Genomic DNA, 16,769 nt, shown 5'->3' on the forward strand with positions numbered 1-16,769 from the left:
TTTCAGAGCTCGTCGTACTTCAGGTTCCTTCCCCTGCACTTCTCGGCGGGGTACTTCTCCGCATCTATGGCGATCTTCCTGAGCAGCTCCGAGTAGAGGTCTATGCCGTTCATCTGGGCGAACCTGAGCACGAAGTACAGGACGTCCGAGAGCTCCTCCTTGACATGGGCGGAGCGGACGGGATCGGACATTATCCCGTCTACATCGGCCTGCGACTTGAACCTGAAGATGTCCAGGAGCTCGGATGACTCCGTGACCATCCCGATGGCCAGGTCCTTCGGGTTGTGGTACTGGTCCCAGTCGCGCTCGTCGCAGAAGGAGCGGACCATGTCCTTGAGCTTGTCCACGGTGGCTGTAGAATCGTCCATGGACCCGCGATGGTGCACATTCGAGATAACCGTGTCCCCGACACGTTATATCGGTTGGCGCAGATTACGCGACGGTGAGAACCACATGAGGATAACAAGCAGCGCCATCGTCGACGGATGGATCCAGGACAGGTACGGTTGCAAGGGCGAGAGGTTCGTCAACGGCATGCCGGGCCTGTCTATCCCGTTCGAGATATCGGACGCCCCCGAGGGTGCGAAGAGCTTCGCGGTCATCTTCGACGACTACGACGCCGTCCCGGTGTGCGGTTTCGACTGGCTCCACTGGACCATCAGCGACCTCAGGAGGACGTCCGTGGCGGAGGGCGAGTCCCACAACTCCCCCGACTTCACGGAGGGCTGCAACAGCTGGCACAGCGTTGCCGGAGAGAACAGCGTCGAGCAGGCCACCGGCTACGGGGGACCCGCGCCTCCGGACAGGGAGCACAGGTACACCCTGAAGGTCTACGCGCTGGACACCGTATTGGACCTGAAGAGGGGATTCAGGCTGAACGAGCTCTACTTCGCGATGCAGGGCCATGTGCTGGCACATGCCAAGCTCGTCGGGAAGTACGCGCCCGAGTGATGGACCCGGAGACCAGGGGGCGGGTCGACCGCCTCCTCGAAACCTACTCCGTCTACTACGACGTCGAGACCTGCGAGGAGGGGGACCTTGTAGCCAAGGCGTGCTTCCACTCCCGCGGTGAGAAGTACCTCCTGACCAGGAGCGTCAACCTCTGGTCCGTTGAGGACAACGAGTACGTCTTCGTCTACGCGGGGGACCGCCTCGATCCGGACGGCCTCGAACACGCCATCAAAACGTCCAGTGAAACAGGTTTGAGTATGGTCAAACCTAACTCGGAACACCGTTCCTCTATGATAACGACCATTCTCATCTACACTTCATTAGACAAATGTTGTACGAAATCTATTAAAGGGTACAGGGAGCATCGGAACTTCGGTTTCATGCTGAAAGGCTGGATGGACCATCGTGTCGCCGCTCTGGGGATCTCCACCTCGACGGTGGTTTCCAACCGCGCGGGCAGGGATGTCGCCAGGAACCTCGAGGCTGTGGCCGGAACCAAATCCCGGTGAGACCTGTGAACGGCGCTCTGCTGCTGATAGTTTCCATAGCAATCCTGATTCTCGGCTACGCCCTGTACGGACGCTGGCTGGCAAAGAAATGGGGCATCGACCCGTCGAGGGAGACGCCCGCCCACACCGAGTGCGACGGGGTGGACTTCGTCCCCGCGAAGCCGTCGGTCCTGCTGGGCCATCACTTCTCGTCGATCGCCGGGGCCGGACCCATCACCGGGCCGATCCAGGCCGCCGTCTTCGGATGGATCCCCGTCACGCTCTGGGTCCTGATCGGTGGACTGTTCTTCGGGGCCGTCCATGACTTCGGCTCGATGTTCGCCTCCGTCAGGAACAAGGGGAGGTCCATCGGGGAGATCATCTCCGAGAGCATGGGGCCCAGGGCGAAGAAGCTGTTCATAGTCTTCGCCTACCTGACCCTCATCCTCGTCATAGCGGCGTTCGCGTCGATCGTCGCCGACACCTTCGACGGAACCACGTCCGATGCGTCCCAGAACATGACGAACGGCGTGGCGGCAGCTCAGCTGGTCATCTCAGCCCTCCTGTTCGTCCTGGCCGTGTTCCTGATGGCCGAGGGATAGAGGACCCTCAACGCCCAGAGACGGCAGAGGCTCTCGGAGGGGGCCTGACGGCTCCGCGCCGTTCATATAGGGCGCGCGCATTGCTTCTGGCGAGGTCAACAACTCATGGTAACCTTCCTGCCTTTCCCCGGACTCAGACCGAACATAAAGGCCGGCGAGCACGTCGGCGACCGCATCTCCCCGCCGTACGACGTCATCGGACCGGAATACCTGGAGGAGCTGCAGTCCCACCCGCACAACGTCACCAGGCTCACCCTCAACCCCGACGCCGACAAGAGGTATCACGGCGCCAGGAAGGAGCTGGAGCAGTGGATGGCCGACAGCGCCCTGAAACAGGACGACGACTCGTTCTACATCTACGAGCAGACCTTCGACGACAACGGCACCACCCGTGTGCGCAGGGGCATCGTCGGGATCCTGAGGACCGAGAAATACGAGGACGGCAACATCATCCCCCACGAGGAGACGTTCTCCAAGGTCAAGGCCGACCGCCTCAACCTCCTCAGGGACATGGAGTGCCATCTGGAGTCCATCTTCGGCATATACCAGGGGCTCACACCCGAGCTCAACAAGAAGATAAGGGACCACGAGTCGCTGGTGTACAGGTACGTCGACTCGGACGGCGTCGAGCACAGGTACAACAGGCTCTCCGACCCCGAGATCACGAAGGAGATCTCGGAGCAGCTGAAGGACCAGAAGATGCTCATAGCCGACGGACACCACAGGTACGAGACCGCCCTCAACTACGCTATGGAGAACCCCGACGACGAGAAGAAGCAGTTCGTCCTCGCCACCCTTGTCGCATCCGACGACGAGGGACTCGTCATCTGGCCCACCCACAGGCTCGTGACCGCGGGGGACATCTCCGAGAGGAACGCCATCAAGGGGATCTCCAAGAACCTGACCCTCACCGAGACCGACCGCGACGGAATGGTCGCCGGCCTGAAGGACCACATGATGGGACTGGCGTTCAAGTCCGGCGCGTGCTACCTGGCGGACTACGACGGAGGGGACGACCCCATGTGGACCCTCGACACATACGTCGCCCAGGAGAAGATCCTCAAGGGCGTCTACAAGTCCGACGAGGGGAAGGCCGAGGTCGCCTACGACGCCGAGCTTCCGTCGGTCCTGAAGAAGATGGACGAGAAGCAGTACGACCTGGCGATCATCCTGAACGACCCCAGTCTCGAGAAGATCTGGGACCTGTCAATGATCGGCAAGCGCATGCCCAAGAAGACCACATTCTTCTTCCCGAAGATCTGGTCCGGATTCGTCTTCTACAAGATGTTCTGAAACTTCAAAACGGGGCTCAGGCCCCGCATCCCCATAATCGAATGCCGTTCGAAACAGACGGACGCATCCGAATGCGCCACGAGACGGTTGCATCGACGGAGACGGACATCAGACGGAACGTCGACGCATGAACGATGGTGCGAAAATAAAGATGGAGCCGCCGATGGGAATCGAACCCACGACCTACGCCTTACCAAGGCGTCGCTATACCCCTTAGCCACGGCGGCAGTGTGTAGGCATGCGTAACAGCATCCTATTGATAAACCTTCCTGTCAGGCGATCGGACTTCGACACCTTCTGGCAAGGATGATGGGGACGACAGGGCCTGAGATGTATTAAATAGTACACTGATGTACGTCTTACTATATTCGTGCGACATGACCGAAGACGGAGATGCACAGACCCGTGACGGGTTCAGCGGGAAGAGGGGATTCATCCTCGCCAGCATAGGCTCCGCCGTCGGCATGGGGAACATCTGGCGCTTCCCCGCGATGGTCTCCCTCTGGGGAGGGCTGACCTTCATCATCCCCTATCTGATCTTCGTGGTCCTGATTTCCGCGACGGGGGTCATCGGGGAGTTCGCTCTTGGCCGTGCGGCCAAGGCCGGTCCCTGCGGGGCCTTCGGGATGTGCACCGAGCGTCGCTTCGGTAACAGGAAGGTCGGCGAGCGCATAGGACTGATTCCTGTGATAGGATCCCTGGCGCTGGCCATAGGGTACACATGCGTGGTCGCATGGATCATCAAGTACACGGTCATGGCGTTCGACGGCGACCTGTTCGCCATGGGGCAGGACATGGACGTCATCGCGGGCATGTTCAACGACACCGCCAGCGCCTGGGGCGCCAACATGTGGGTGGTCGTCGCCGCCGTGGCGACGCTGCTCATCATGTCCCTGGGAGTGTCCAAGGGAATCGAGAAGGCCAACAACATCCTCATGCCGCTGCTCTTCACACTGCTCATCGGGCTCGCCATCTATGTGGCGACCCTGCCGGGCGCCTCCGCCGGGTACAGCTACATCCTGACGATAGACATGGACCTGCTCGCGAACCCGCTCGTGTGGATATTCGCCTTCGGACAGGCGTTCTTCTCCCTGTCCGTGGCAGGGAACGGCAGCGTCATCTACGGCTCCTACTTCAAAAGGAACGAATCGATCCCAAGCGCCGCGTTCTACGTGGCGTTCTTCGACACCGTCTCCGCCCTGCTGGCCGCGATGGTGATCATCCCGGCGATGGCGGCCGGAGGGGCAGAGCTGAACGAGGGCGGCCCCGGACTGATGTTCGTGTACATCGTCAACGTGTTCAACGGGATGGATGGCGGCTACATCGTCGGCATCGTGTTCTTCGTCAGCGTCCTGTTCGCGGGGATGGCGTCCATCGTCAACCTTTACGAGGCGCCGGTATCGTTCCTTCAGGAGAGGTTCGGGGCAGGCCGCGTGAAGGCCACGCTGACGATGGTCGTGATCGGCGGCGCTGTCGCCCTCTGCATCCAGTCCATCGTGTCCCCCTGGATGGACGGGGTCTCGATCTACATCTGCCCGCTGGGCGCTCTTCTTGCCGCGGTGATGCTGTTCTGGGTGGCGGGCAAGGACTTCGCCGAACGTGAGGCCAGCGAAGGGGCTAAGAAGCCCATCGGAAAATGGTTCGTACCCTTGGGAAAGTACGCCTACTGCGCCCTCAGCCTCATCGCCCTCGTCGCCGGAGCCCTGCTCGGCGGAATCGGATGACGGACGGACCCCGGCCCGAGGCCGGGTAAGATGTTTCTCAGGACTGCCCCTCGAACCTGCGCTGGAGGAACTTCGGACCCTTCCAGCTCCAGTCGCCCATCAGATGCATGAGCGCGGGGACGACATATGGCACGACGACCAGCGAGTCAAGCAGGATCGCGAAGCCGAGGGCGAACCCGATCTCCTTGAGCATCACGGAACCGGACAGCAGGAGGGTCAGGAACGTCCCACCCATGATCAGTCCGCAGAGGGTGATGATCCCGCCGGACCTCATCAGGGAGTCCCGTATGGCGATGTCGTTCGACATGCCCCTGACCTTGCCCTCCCTTATGCGTGTCGTGAGCAGGATGTCGTAGTCCATGCCCAGACCGAGGCATATGACGAACAGCACGATCGGGACTATCCACACCACCTCCGCGCCCAGAGCATGGACGAAGACCAGCTGCAGAACCCCGAGCGTCCACACAACGCCCATCATGATGGTTGCCAGAGACCTGATCGGCGTGAAGTAGGAGCCGAGGACCAGCATCAGCAGGACGTATATCAGGAGGATGACCCCGACCTCGATCCAGTGGAACTCTGTGTTGACGACCCCGGATATGTCATAGAGGACGGCGGGGGTGCCGAGCACCCAGGCGTCCACCGCCCAGGGGTTCTCGGACGCAAAGGCCTCCAGCACGTCCCTTGCCTTTCCGACAGATGCCATGGACTCCTGCGACATGGGCTCGTCCGAGACCACGATCATCATCTGGACATACATCCCGTCGGACGAGACCAGACCCGCCCCGGTGTTGACCGCGTAGTCCAGAAGCGAGGAGACCGGCGCCTGCATCTCGGGCGACAGGGGGAGGGCTGTGTCCGGCGTAAGGTTCCATCCGTAGCTGCCGAAGAATGCCTCGAGGCGATCCGACACCACATCGGGGATCTGCGACAGGACGGCCCTGTTCACCATCTCCGGAGTGACCATCCCCTCGGGGTATCCGGCCTGCACCAGCGCGTCGTGCGCCATGGAGTACAGGACGGACCATGACACCGGACCCATGACGTAGCTCACGTTGCTGTCGGCCTCGGTGAAGCGGCCCTGCAGTTCGGACAGTCCCGCCAGGTACGATTGCCCTTCCGACGTCCATCTCAGGACGCCCATCCCGCCGCCGAGATCGGTCATCTCGGCTATGGGGGAATCGAGCTGCACGAGGGCGTACGTGGGCATCAGGAGCCCCCCGTCGGTGCTCTCCGTTATGGCGTCGACGCCGTTCTTCGCCTCCGAATCGGGCATCACGCTGATCATGTCGAAGGAGTCGTCCGATGTCACAGCCGTGTATCCGAGGGGAACGGTGATCAGGATGGCGACGGCCACGATGGCCTTCGCGTGGTTCACCGAGAACTTCCCGGCCCATGTGAAGTACCTGCGCCCGGCCTCGGTCAGCCTCCCGTAGAGTCCCGACCCCGAAGCCTCCATGCGCCTGTAGAACTCCATGTCCCTCGGCCAGAACACCCTGTCCCCGACGATCGATATGACCGCCGGTATCAGGGTCAGTGCCGCCAGCATGGCGAGCACTATGCCTATGGCGAGGACGATGGCCATGCTGGACACCAGGGAGTACGAGCAGAGAGCCATGACGGCGAATCCGATGATGACCGCGAGACCGGAGGTCAGGACCGACTCGCCGGCCCAGACCACGGCCTCGGAGAGGGCGTCCTCCTTGGACTTTCCGCTCCTGCGCTCCTCCCTGTACCTGGAGATGATGAAGACCGAGTAGTCGCATCCCGCACCGAGCATAGAGACGAGGACGATCACACGCGTGATGTAGAAAATGTCCATGACGCCGCCGAGGGCGAATATCAGGGACAGGACGATCCCGTACGCCGTACCGACGACCAGCGGTGGAACCGCTGCCGTCACCAGGGAGCAGAAGAACAGCCCCAGCAGCACGAAGATGAGCACTATGGAAATGGGGTCGATGACGGACATGTCCGCGTTCGCCCCCTGCAGGGTGTCGTATGCTATGGGCACAGAACCTGTGACGTACGTCCTCATGTCGGACAGTCCGGCATCGTCCATCGCGGAGGCGACCACGGACCTCAGATTCCCGACCTCGTCCATGGATGAGAGCCCTCCGCCCACGGAGAACGACACCAGGAACACACCCGAGTCGCCGTTCCCGTACGAGCCGAGGACCGTCAATCCGACCGAGTCCCCGTACCTCTCGCCCACGGCGTCGGAGAGGACGCCCGAATCGATCAGACCCGAGTCTATCCTTGAGAGCTCCCCGTCGTCTTCATACGGGATCGCCAGGACGGTGTCTGTGGTCAGACTCCCGCCGAAATGCTCCTCGACTATCGCCTGGCCCTCAGACGATTCCGAATCGAAGCCTCCCATGGAGGTCATGTCGTAGTTCAGAGCATCGCCCACCTGCGCCGCGAACGGCAGCGCCACCAGCAGTGCGACTATCCAAACCGCGATCACCGCCTTGGGGTGCCTCTGGATCAGTTTAGAGTAGTTTTCGAACACTGAATCACTCCATGAGCACGCTCAAATTTGAACTTGTATTTAAAACAATTGAACATGCTCAAGAACAGAGACGAAGGAACATCCGGTCGATGGACCCACTGAAAAAGTTTAAGACGGGACAACACATCGAAACGGACCAAGGTTGAGGACTTATGAGCGATGATGGGCTCTCCGACAAACGCCTGACGAAAAGGGCGCAGCGCACCGAGAACACCAGAAGGCGCATCCTGGACGCCTCCATCAGGCTTTTCATGGAGCAGGGGTATGAGAAGACCACCACCCGTCAGATCCTCAACGAGGTCGGCATCCTCAACGGCAGCCTCTACAACATATACAAGAGCAAGGAGGACATCTTCTCGGACATCATCATCAGCGCTCTCGACGAGGCCATAAGGCATGCGACCGACAGCCTCCCCGAGGGCACGCCGACCAGGATGAGGCTCGCATACATCTTCCACATACAGATCTACTTCGCCGCCAGGTCACAGCGCATCGCCGAACTCCTGACGATCGCCCACGAGAAGTGGGGCATCCACAAGAGGGTCGTGGACTCCCTGACCGACTGGATCAGGAGGACCGACACGGAGGGTGAGATGTACACGGACGCGTACGACTTCCCTCTGAAACTCGATGCATGCGCCGCGGTGACGGAGTCCTTCATAGAGAGGATGTCCCGCGAGCCCGGAACGGTTCGCGACAAGGACGCCATGATCCTCGTCTCCAACGTGGTCCAGGATTTGTTCGGACAGCCGAGGGAGGGGACCGAGGCGGTCATCGACGAGCTGATCGAGTCCCTGGAGGCCCGCGAGTTCGTCATATTCGACGTCCGCATCTGACGGCACTAACTTTATTTCGGAGCCCCCGCCTTCACGTGCGCATGAAGAAAGAGATGAGTTCCTTCGATGTCCGTTCCATAGTCACGGAGATGGCAGCCCTCGAAGGCGCCCACATGGACAAGATCTACCACTGGGGTGCCGGGAACGTCCTATTCAGGCTCAACGTCCAGGGCGAGGGGAAGAAGGAGCTCTTCTTCAAGGACAAGAAATGGCTGTACTGCCCAGCGGTCAAGCCCGAGACCCCGACGCTTCCGACGTCCTTCGCATCGTTCCTGAGGAAGTACATCGACAACGCCCGCGTCGGCAAGGTCAGACAGGTGGGCTTCGACCGTATCGTCGAGATGGAGCTGTCCAAGTCCGACGGGGACTACAGGCTCATCTTCGAGATGTTCGGAGGAGGCAACGTCCTGCTCGTGAAGGACGGCACCATCCTCAACTGCCTGATACAGAAGACGTGGAAGGACAGGAAGACCCGTCCCGGCGAACCCTACATCATGCCCAAGACCAGGTTCGACCCCACGGACTCCTCCGAGGAGGACTTCCTCAGGTCGTTCAGGGCATCCGACTCCGACTGCGTCAGGACCCTCGCCACATCCGTGAACCTGGGCGGCCAGTACGCCGAGGAGGTCTGCAAGCGCGTGGGGATCGACAAGTCCACCCCGGTTTCGCAGGTCGATGACGGCACCGTCTCGAGGATGTACTCCGTGATGAAGGACATCGTCGGCCACGTCGTGGCGGACCCTGAGCCGACCGCCTTCCTGAAGGACGGCCAGATCCAGGACCTGGCACCGATCGACATGATGTCCCATGAGGACCTGGACAAGCAGCGCTACGAATCCATGTCCAAGCTAATCGACGCGTTCCTGGTCCAGATCCAGGAGGACGAGGAAGAGGCGTTCGTGGACCCGAGGGTGGAGAAGCTCAACAAGAGGATCGCCAAGCAGGAGGAGACGCTCGAGGAGTACCGGGAGCAGTGCGAGGTGTACCGCAGGAAGGCCGAGGCGCTCTACACCGACTACGCCAAGGTCAGCGAGCTGCTGTCCGTCCTCTCGGAGCAATCCGCGAAGCTCACATGGGACAAGCTGAAGGAGGGGGCATCTAAGATCCCGTTCGTCACCTCGATCGATCCGTCCAAGTGCACCGTCACGGGAACGTTCGCCGGAGAGACCGTCACGCTGGACTACACGAAGAACATCGATGCCAACGCGTCCGACCTCTACCAGAGGGGGAAGGCCGTGGGCGAGAAGGCCAAGAACGCCGAGACCGCCCTGAATGAGAGCCGCGCCGAGCTGGCGAAGCTCGAGAAGGGCATAGCCAAGGTCAAGGCCGAGATGGCCGGGAAGGCCCAGCCGACCAAGCAGTTCTGGTTCGAGAGGTACAAGTGGTTCATCACCACCGGAGGCAGGCTCGTCATCGCGGGAAGGGACGCCCACACCAACGACAACGTCGTGAAGAAGCATCTGAAGGAAGGCGACCTGTACGCCCATGCGGATGTGCACGGTGCGCCGTCGGTCATCATCAAGGATGGCGCGAAGGCATCCGGAGAGGAGCTCAGAGAGGCCTGCCTGTTCGCCCTGGCGCAGTCCAAGTCGTGGATCGCCGCCCTCGCAGAGGGAACGGCCTTCTGGGCATATCCAGACCAGGTCAGCAAGACCCCCAACCCCGGCGAGTTCGTCCCCCGCGGAGCGTTCATCATCCGCGGGAAGAGGAACTACGAACACCACCTGCCCCTGGAGCTCGCGATCGGCGAGATATACTATCAGAATGCCAGGAAGGTCATGTGCGGACCCGTGTCGTGCTTCGAGAAATCGGACAGATATCTGGTGATCAAGCCCGGGAAGAAGACCGGACGCATGTCCAACGAGCTGGCGAAGCGCTTCGACGTCCCCGAGGAGGAGGTCTCCAGAATCCTTCCGCCGGGTGATGTGGAGATCGTCAGGGAGGTCTGGCCCAAGCCAGATGAGCAAGATAGGGAGTAAATCTTTAAATATTTGGAACTTGGGTTCGGCCTTTGTTTTGAACACGTTCAAAAGTATTTTTCAGGGGTCAAAAACCCCTGTTTCTGGTTGTCATATGGTAATCCTTCGGCAGTTCCAGAAGGGCCTGGATGCATTGACTTTAAATCATATGTCATAACAACCACTCGCAGTCAAAAACTGCATGTGATGCACATGACAGATGTAAAGTCAAAGATTAACATCATTGGCATCCTGGGAATCCTGGGTGCGATTTTGATGATCATCTGTGTCTTCCTCGAGTGGGGATCCATCGAGATGGCACTGATGGGAGAGTCTGGCACATACGCATTCAGCGGATGGGACCTGTACTCTGATATAGCGATTTTTAGCATACCTCTGCTTGATTTTTCCATCCCCATCTCCGAGCTGGAGCTGACCTCCTACAGCTACGTGCCGCTTGTAGCGCTTATATGTGGAATCATCGGACTCATCGCCACGATTCTTCCTGTGGCCAGCAGTGGAAGCAAGAACATCAACAGAATCTTCGGAATAATCGCTCTCATTCTGGCTATCGTATCTATCGTCCTGATGGTTTTGTATATGACGGACCTTTCCTACTCCGGAGGATATGAAGGACTCGCCACCGCAACTGTTGGAGCCTCCTACGGAGTGTATATAGGAATTGTCGGAGCAGTTCTGATGATTCTCGGTGGAATCGGGGACGTTGCAAGAAAGACAGAATAAATATCGACGATCTAGAGTGAATAACCACAAGTTCAGATCAGTTTTCTGTATTCGTTCAGGGTATACACTTAAACCATCATAAAACGGGAGGGCTTACCTCCCACCCATATTGTTTTCCGCACATTATTGATTCGATGGAACCTTATGTTCTGCATCTTCTTTAAAGGCTAATATAAAACACTAGTTGCAGCGACTTGGATAACGCAAAGTACAGTCTCGGGAGTACCTCGACATAATTGTAGAAGTCTGAGTGCCATGGTCAGATTGATAATCACGATTCTCGGCGAAATCATAGACATCGTTTAGTGCCTGCAAAGGCCAAATAGTCGAAGAATTCTGGATTTCAGAGAGAACTGAAACTCTCGAAAGTGAGCAGAGTTAAAACAAAACGTCCTTTTGAGACCGCTCCTTACAACAAATTCTGCGACAATACCGTCTAAAGAGAACGATGGTGCCCGCGCCGGGATTCGAACCCGGGTCAAAAGATCCGCAATCTCACAGGATATCCAAGCTACCCCACGCGGGCTGTTGCTGCGGAAATTGTTGGATTAAGGCGTTTATGCCTCAGGGTGAGACAGGTAGCGGGTGATGTAACCGGCGATCCTGTTCCTCATCTTCACCGATGAGACATCCGTGAGTGTGCTGACCATCTCCTTGTTGGCCTCGAAGTCCTTGCTGAAGGCCTGAGGATACTTGTTCAGGAGCTCGATAGACACTCTCTTGATGTAGGTGGGTCTTATTCTTCCCATATCATTCACCGAGTGAACCCGATTAAGGGGATGTGATATTTAAAGATTCCAGCCGAAACCATGACCGTATCCGTGCCCGCCGGGGTCGATCCCCGGCAGGGAGGTGGTTTGAGGAATCTGGGATGCACTGGTCCGGGGTCACTCGATGAGCTGCTTTATCCACTCGCGCTCCTCGTCCGACATCTCGCCGTCGACAGCGCAGACCAGCATGCACAGGAGGACGATGTCGTCCTTGAGCTCCTGGGAGACGAGTCCGAGGAGGTCGGCGATGGAATCCATTGAGTTCTTGTATCCCTCGGGCTTGTCGAGACCATTGTCGTAGAAGAATTTCTGTGCGTCGCCGTATCCGACGTCGGCCTCCATCGAGAGATCCAGGATGGGCTTGATGAGCTGGTACTCGGCCTCCGTCAGCTTCCCATCGGCGGCGACGGCGCATATGACGAAGTCCACATAGATCTGCACACCGCTGAGACCGTCGGCGGTGATCTCGGACAGGGCAGGGATGATTCTCGAGGATTTCTCCTCCATCAGGGCGTTGTACGTGTCGTCGTCCAGGCGCTCGAGCACCTCGCAGAGTATGTTGAAGCAACTCATGGTTTCCGAACCGGCACCGGTTTATAAAACAGGGTGCAGAGAAACTTCATGAGTCGTGAAACTTCCCGGCTGTGCCGATCACCGTGTCGAGGAGCGCGATCTTCCACATCGGGATGTGGCAGTACCCGCCAGGATTCCTGTCCAGATACTTCTGATGGTAGTCCTCGGCGGGCGACCAGAACGTCAACGGCCCGCGCTCCACATGGAACTCGGGATACTTCCGAGACTCTGCCTCGAGGACCCCGCGGACCGTGTCGGCGTCCTCCGGGTCGGTCCAGTAAACCCCTGTCTGGTACTGGATGCCGACGTCGTTGCCCTGCCTGCGCTCCTGTGTCGGATCGATCAGGAAGAGGAAGCAGTGCAGCAGGTCCTCCAGGGACACCTCCCCGGGATCGTATACAACCTCCACCGCCTCCCTGTAGCCGTACCTTCCGGAGCAGACCAGCATGTAGTCCGGAACGAAGTGCGGGTCCCCGTTGGCATAGCCGCACTCGGTGGACACGACACCCCTGATGCCCTCGAACGCCCTCTCCAGACCCCAGAAGCATCCGCCGGCCAGATGGATCCTCCGGGTCACTCTATCAGCTGTCTGATCCATGACTTCTCGTCTTCCGAGATGACACCGTCCACGGCGCAGACCAGCATGCACACCAGGATTATGTCGTCCTTGAGCGTGGGCGAGACCGCCCCGAGCATGTCCACGATCCCGTCCATTGTGTCCTTGTAGCCCTCCGGCTGGTCTAGTCCGTAGTCCCCGAAGTATTCGAGGGCGTCCTGGAACGAGATGTCGGCGTCCAGCATCCTGTCCAGGACCGGCTTGGCGAGAAGGAACTCCTCCTCCGTCAGAACACCGTCGGCGGCCACGGCGCAGAGAAGGAAGTCGCAGTACAGCGCGATGCAGTCCTCGGTGTCCTCGGACATGGCGCCGAAGGCGACGAGGATGTCCTGCGTCTTCTTCATCATGAGGTCCCTGTATGTCCTGGGATCGAGGTTCTCGAGCACGCTGCACAGGTCGTCGAAGTTGCCCATGGACCACCCCACTGACAGGAAGGTTATAATCTGTCGCAGGGAACGTTCGGAGATTCCGCGATCGTCTCCTCGACTTCCCGCATGTGAGCTTGCCCTCCGGGCAGGGGCCCCTGACGCAGGGCGGGCCCGCGTCCCTGAATATGACCGGGGACACCTCCATGCAGAGCTCCAGCATCCTGTCCGCCAGTTCCCTGATCTCCCACTGGGCCCTGTTGCAGCACCTGAGCGAGAAGAAGTGCAGCAGCTCGCGGGCGTTCATCGTTATCGTGATGTTGGTGGTGCAGCCGTTCGGGAGGAGGTATCTGGCATCCTCCGCCGGGATCCCCATCGACTCGAGCCTGGAGTACGCCTCCCAGATGGTCCTCATCGTGTCGTCGAACACCGCCCTGGCCTCGTCGTCGGCCTCGACCGTGTGGGGCGTGACATAGGTCGGCTCCGTCAGGGAGACGTACCTCTGGCTCTGCTGGGAGAACGATGCCACCCTGTGCCTGACGAGCTGATGGGTAAGCGCCCTCGAGACCCCCTGGACGGAGAAGGTGAACACGGCGTGCTCGATGACCGAGTGGTGGCCCATCCCCACTATCCTGGAGAGGACCCTCTCGGCGTTGATGTCCTCGGCGATCTCGTACGAGGGGCGTTCGGAATAGCATGAGTTCCCCGCCGCGGCGCATATGGCGTCGGCGTTCTGTGTGTAGGCCAGCAGCTTGACTATCATCTCTCGGCATCCCCTCTCCAGACCATCTCTCTGACCCTGTCCATGCGCTCCCTGTCCCTCAGGTCGGCGAGCCTCACCTTCCGGATGTCCGGGTCCTTCAGGAGCCTGCAGATCCCCTCGACGTGCGCGTCCCCGACCACGACGACCATGTTGCTGTAGGTCTCGGAGGCCTTGTTGATCTGCTCGGCCATGTGGACGTTCCTCTCGTCGATGAGCTTCTTCACCAGGGTCGGGTACTTCCTGCGCATCCCCTCGATGTAGCGCTCCTCGTCCTGGGCGAAGCTCGTCTGCACGCTCTCGACCTTGCGCTTGCCTCCGATGCTGTCGGATATGCCGGATATCTTGTAACGGATCTTCTCCATCGCCGACATCTCGGACCACATGTCGTTGAGGACCTGCATGGCGTTGGTGTCTATCGGGATTATGGCCGCTCCGGCCAGCCTCCCGGTGTTGACCGCAGCGAGGAACTCGCCTCCGACCTGGGTGTCGTACTCCTCGGACATCCTCTGCTGGTACCTCGCGGTCTGCCTGTAGATCGCGGACATCTGCTGCTCGCCCTGGGGCTTGGCGCCTTCGTCCTGCGCCTTCATGAGCGCGTTGTAGCGGGACATGTCCAGCTCGATGAGGACAGCGTCGGGCCAGGTGTTCTTCACGATGAACGACACAGGCTCCGCTAGATTGAAGACGTGGCCTGTGCCGATGATCGTGATCATGTTTGGGGTATTGTCGTGGGATATAAGAAATCCGACGAGCTCGAACCGGTGCCCCGTGCAATCCCAAAGTCATTATAGGCCGGGCGCGTTCGTCCTGCCGATGAACGCCATCTCCGTACGCGACCTCCGCAAGTCCTACGGCGACCTGGAGGCCGTCAGGGGGATCTCGTTCGACGTCCCCGAGGGATCCTTCTTCGCCTTCCTGGGACCGAACGGCGCGGGCAAGTCGACCACCATATCCATCATCTGCTCCCTCCTCGGATATGACTCGGGCGAGGTGGAGGTCTTCGGCAGGGACGTCTCCGACCTCTCGGTCAAAGGGGAGATCGGCGTGGTGTTCCAGGACCCGATGATGGACGGGAGGCTGACCGTGAGGGAGAACCTGACGCTGAGGGGCGGCATGTACGGCCTGTCCGGCGATGCCCTGAGGAGATCCGTCGACAGGGCGATCGATGTGTCCGACTCGTCCGAGTTCGCCGACAGGAGGTATGGCAGCCTCTCGGGCGGGCAGAGGCGCAGGGCGGACATAGCCAGGGCGCTGGTCCACTCCCCCAGGCTCCTCCTGCTGGACGAGCCGACGGCCGGCCTGGACCCCCAGACCAGGAAGCGCATATGGGACACCGTGAACGGGCTGAACAGGGACGGCGGACTCACGGTCCTGCTGACCACCCACTACATGGAGGAGGCCGCGGGGGCGGATGACATCGTGATAGTCAACCACGGGGAGATAGCGGCACACGGCACCCCCGCCATGCTCAGGGAGAGGTACTGCTCCGACAGGATGACGGTGGTCCCGAAGGACATGGCTGCAGTCACCAGGACCCTCGCCGATGCCGGCGTGGGGTTCTCGGTGCATGCGGACACCGTGGAGATACCGCTGGCCAGCACCGTCGACGCCGTGCCCTTGGTCGCGATGCTCGACGGGATGCTTGAGTCGCTCGAGGTGAGGAACGGCACCCTGGACGACGCCTTCATAAGGATCACGGGGGAGGAGATGGAATGAACGGGACCCTGTGCCTGGCCAGGAGGAACGTCCTCTGCTACTTCAGGGACAGGGGATCAGTGGTGTTCTCCCTCATGGCCGTCATCATCGTCGTGCTGCTGTACCTGCTCTTCCTGCGCAACATGCTCGTGGAATCCTATCCGGACATGGACGGGATGTCCCAGCTGATCGACGCCTGGGTCCTCGCCGGTATACTAGGCATCGTGCCAGTGACGACGTCCGCGGGGTCCCTCCAGACCATGATCGAGGACAGGGCCAACGGGAGGGTCAGGGACATCCTCGTCACCCCCATGAGCCCCGCCAGGATCGCCGCGGGGTACATACTCAGCACGTTCCTCGTCGGGCTGATCATGAGCGCATTCACCATGGTCTTGTGCGTGGCGTACCTCGCCGCCACGGGCTGTCCGATGTCCGCATCCGCGATCGCCGTGACCGCGGCCCTGCTGGTGCCCTCTTCCCTGTCCGGGTCCATAATCGTCTACTCCATAACCTCGTTCTTCCGGAGCAACGGGGCGTTCTCCGGATTCTTCGTGGTGGTCAGCGTTCTCATCGGGTTCCTGGCCGGGATATACATGCCGATGGGCACCATGCCAGAAGGGATGCAGATCGTCGGGACCCTCGTCCCGGCCAGCCACATGGCCGCCCTGTTCCGCGACTCACTCGCGGGGGAGGCCCTGAACGAAGTCTTCACCGGAGCGCCCGCGGACGTTCTGGACGGGTTCAAGACCGACATGGGGTTCGACCTCGGCCTGGGCGGGTTCGACTTCGATCCCGCGACCAGCATGGCCTACGTGCTCGCGGTGACAGCCGTGTTCTTCATCATCGCCGTCGTCGGGATCAGGAGGAGATGAGCCCTCA

16 protein-coding genes and 2 tRNA genes are annotated in these 16,769 nt (G+C 60.1%); 10 read left to right on the forward strand and 8 right to left on the reverse strand.

The features are described from left to right. Positions 1 to 2: 2 nt before the first annotated feature. Positions 3 to 368 (reverse strand): nucleotide pyrophosphohydrolase, encoded by a 366-nt coding sequence (locus tag JS82_08950; protein QHK18218.1) that lies wholly within the window; start codon positions 366 to 368, stop codon positions 3 to 5. 85 nt (positions 369 to 453) lie between these two features. Between JS82_08950 and JS82_08955 the strand changes: the two genes are divergently transcribed. The 4 genes from JS82_08955 (at position 454) to JS82_08970 (ending at position 3,334) form a co-directional block, all read left to right on the forward strand. After that, positions 454 to 951 (forward strand): YbhB/YbcL family Raf kinase inhibitor-like protein, encoded by a 498-nt coding sequence (locus tag JS82_08955; GenBank protein QHK18219.1) that lies wholly within the window; start codon positions 454 to 456, stop codon positions 949 to 951. After that, a complete protein-coding gene (locus JS82_08960) occupies positions 948 to 1,460 on the forward strand; it encodes a hypothetical protein (protein QHK18220.1) in 513 nt (170 codons plus the stop codon). The genes JS82_08955 and JS82_08960 overlap by 4 nt, the downstream gene beginning before the upstream one ends. 5 nt (positions 1,461 to 1,465) lie before the next feature. Next, positions 1,466 to 2,041, forward strand: coding sequence for a hypothetical protein (locus JS82_08965; protein ID QHK18221.1), 576 nt, complete (start codon positions 1,466 to 1,468; stop codon positions 2,039 to 2,041). A gap of 105 nt (positions 2,042 to 2,146) precedes the next feature. After that, entirely contained in the window at positions 2,147 to 3,334 is a 1,188-nt protein-coding gene (locus JS82_08970) for a DUF1015 family protein (protein QHK18222.1), read from the forward strand. Positions 3,335 to 3,486: 152 nt separating this feature from the next. On the opposite strand, the gene JS82_08975 is transcribed toward JS82_08970, so the two are convergent. Then, a tRNA-Thr gene (locus JS82_08975) sits at positions 3,487 to 3,561 on the reverse strand. Positions 3,562 to 3,711: 150 nt separating this feature from the next. Here JS82_08975 and JS82_08980 point away from each other — a divergent pair. Beyond that, entirely contained in the window at positions 3,712 to 5,058 is a 1,347-nt protein-coding gene (locus tag JS82_08980) for a sodium-dependent transporter (GenBank protein ID QHK18223.1), read from the forward strand. A gap of 37 nt (positions 5,059 to 5,095) precedes the next feature. On the opposite strand, the gene JS82_08985 is transcribed toward JS82_08980, so the two are convergent. Then, the gene (locus tag JS82_08985; protein ID QHK18224.1) at positions 5,096 to 7,570 is read right to left on the reverse strand and encodes an MMPL family transporter; all 2,475 of its coding nucleotides are present in this window, start codon (positions 7,568 to 7,570) and stop codon (positions 5,096 to 5,098) included. A gap of 152 nt (positions 7,571 to 7,722) precedes the next feature. Between JS82_08985 and JS82_08990 the strand changes: the two genes are divergently transcribed. The 3 genes from JS82_08990 (at position 7,723) to JS82_09000 (ending at position 11,108) form a co-directional block, all read left to right on the forward strand. Continuing rightward, on the forward strand, positions 7,723 to 8,406 hold the full coding sequence (locus tag JS82_08990) for a TetR family transcriptional regulator (GenBank protein ID QHK18225.1): 684 nt from the start codon (positions 7,723 to 7,725) through the stop codon (positions 8,404 to 8,406). Positions 8,407 to 8,447: 41 nt separating this feature from the next. After that, the gene (locus JS82_08995; GenBank protein ID QHK18226.1) at positions 8,448 to 10,385 is read left to right on the forward strand and encodes a DUF814 domain-containing protein; all 1,938 of its coding nucleotides are present in this window, start codon (positions 8,448 to 8,450) and stop codon (positions 10,383 to 10,385) included. A 192-nt stretch (positions 10,386 to 10,577) separates the two neighbouring features. After that, positions 10,578 to 11,108 carry a hypothetical protein gene (locus tag JS82_09000; protein QHK18227.1) on the forward strand — a complete coding sequence of 177 codons (531 nt, stop codon included), beginning with the start codon at positions 10,578 to 10,580 and terminating at the stop codon, positions 11,106 to 11,108. Positions 11,109 to 11,557: 449 nt separating this feature from the next. Here JS82_09000 and JS82_09005 read toward each other — a convergent pair. The 5 genes from JS82_09005 to JS82_09025 form a co-directional block, all read right to left on the reverse strand. Further along, positions 11,558 to 11,634 (reverse strand) — tRNA-Arg (locus tag JS82_09005). Positions 11,635 to 11,665: 31 nt separating this feature from the next. Beyond that, positions 11,666 to 11,857, reverse strand: coding sequence for a 30S ribosomal protein S17e (locus JS82_09010; GenBank protein QHK18228.1), 192 nt, complete (start codon positions 11,855 to 11,857; stop codon positions 11,666 to 11,668). 138 nt (positions 11,858 to 11,995) lie between these two features. After that, positions 11,996 to 12,451, reverse strand: coding sequence for a TerB family tellurite resistance protein (locus JS82_09015; GenBank protein ID QHK18229.1), 456 nt, complete (start codon positions 12,449 to 12,451; stop codon positions 11,996 to 11,998). Positions 12,452 to 12,497: 46 nt separating this feature from the next. Then, the gene (locus JS82_09020; GenBank protein QHK18230.1) at positions 12,498 to 14,195 is read right to left on the reverse strand and encodes an FAD-dependent thymidylate synthase; all 1,698 of its coding nucleotides are present in this window, start codon (positions 14,193 to 14,195) and stop codon (positions 12,498 to 12,500) included. Then, the gene (locus JS82_09025) at positions 14,192 to 14,908 is read right to left on the reverse strand and encodes a conjugal transfer protein TraB (GenBank protein ID QHK18231.1); all 717 of its coding nucleotides are present in this window, start codon (positions 14,906 to 14,908) and stop codon (positions 14,192 to 14,194) included. Before JS82_09025 ends, JS82_09020 begins: the two co-directional genes overlap by 4 nt. Positions 14,909 to 15,008: 100 nt before the next feature. Between JS82_09025 and JS82_09030 the strand changes: the two genes are divergently transcribed. Both JS82_09030 and JS82_09035 read left to right on the forward strand, forming a co-directional pair. Continuing rightward, on the forward strand, positions 15,009 to 15,911 hold the full coding sequence (locus JS82_09030; protein ID QHK18232.1) for an ATP-binding cassette domain-containing protein: 903 nt from the start codon (positions 15,009 to 15,011) through the stop codon (positions 15,909 to 15,911). Further along, the gene (locus tag JS82_09035; GenBank protein ID QHK18233.1) at positions 15,908 to 16,762 is read left to right on the forward strand and encodes an ABC transporter permease; all 855 of its coding nucleotides are present in this window, start codon (positions 15,908 to 15,910) and stop codon (positions 16,760 to 16,762) included. The genes JS82_09030 and JS82_09035 overlap by 4 nt, the downstream gene beginning before the upstream one ends. Positions 16,763 to 16,769 lie beyond the last annotated feature (7 nt).

Source organism: Methanomassiliicoccaceae archaeon DOK (assembly GCA_009911715.1).
Taxonomy (GTDB): Archaea; Thermoplasmatota; Thermoplasmata; order Methanomassiliicoccales; family Methanomethylophilaceae; genus Methanoprimaticola.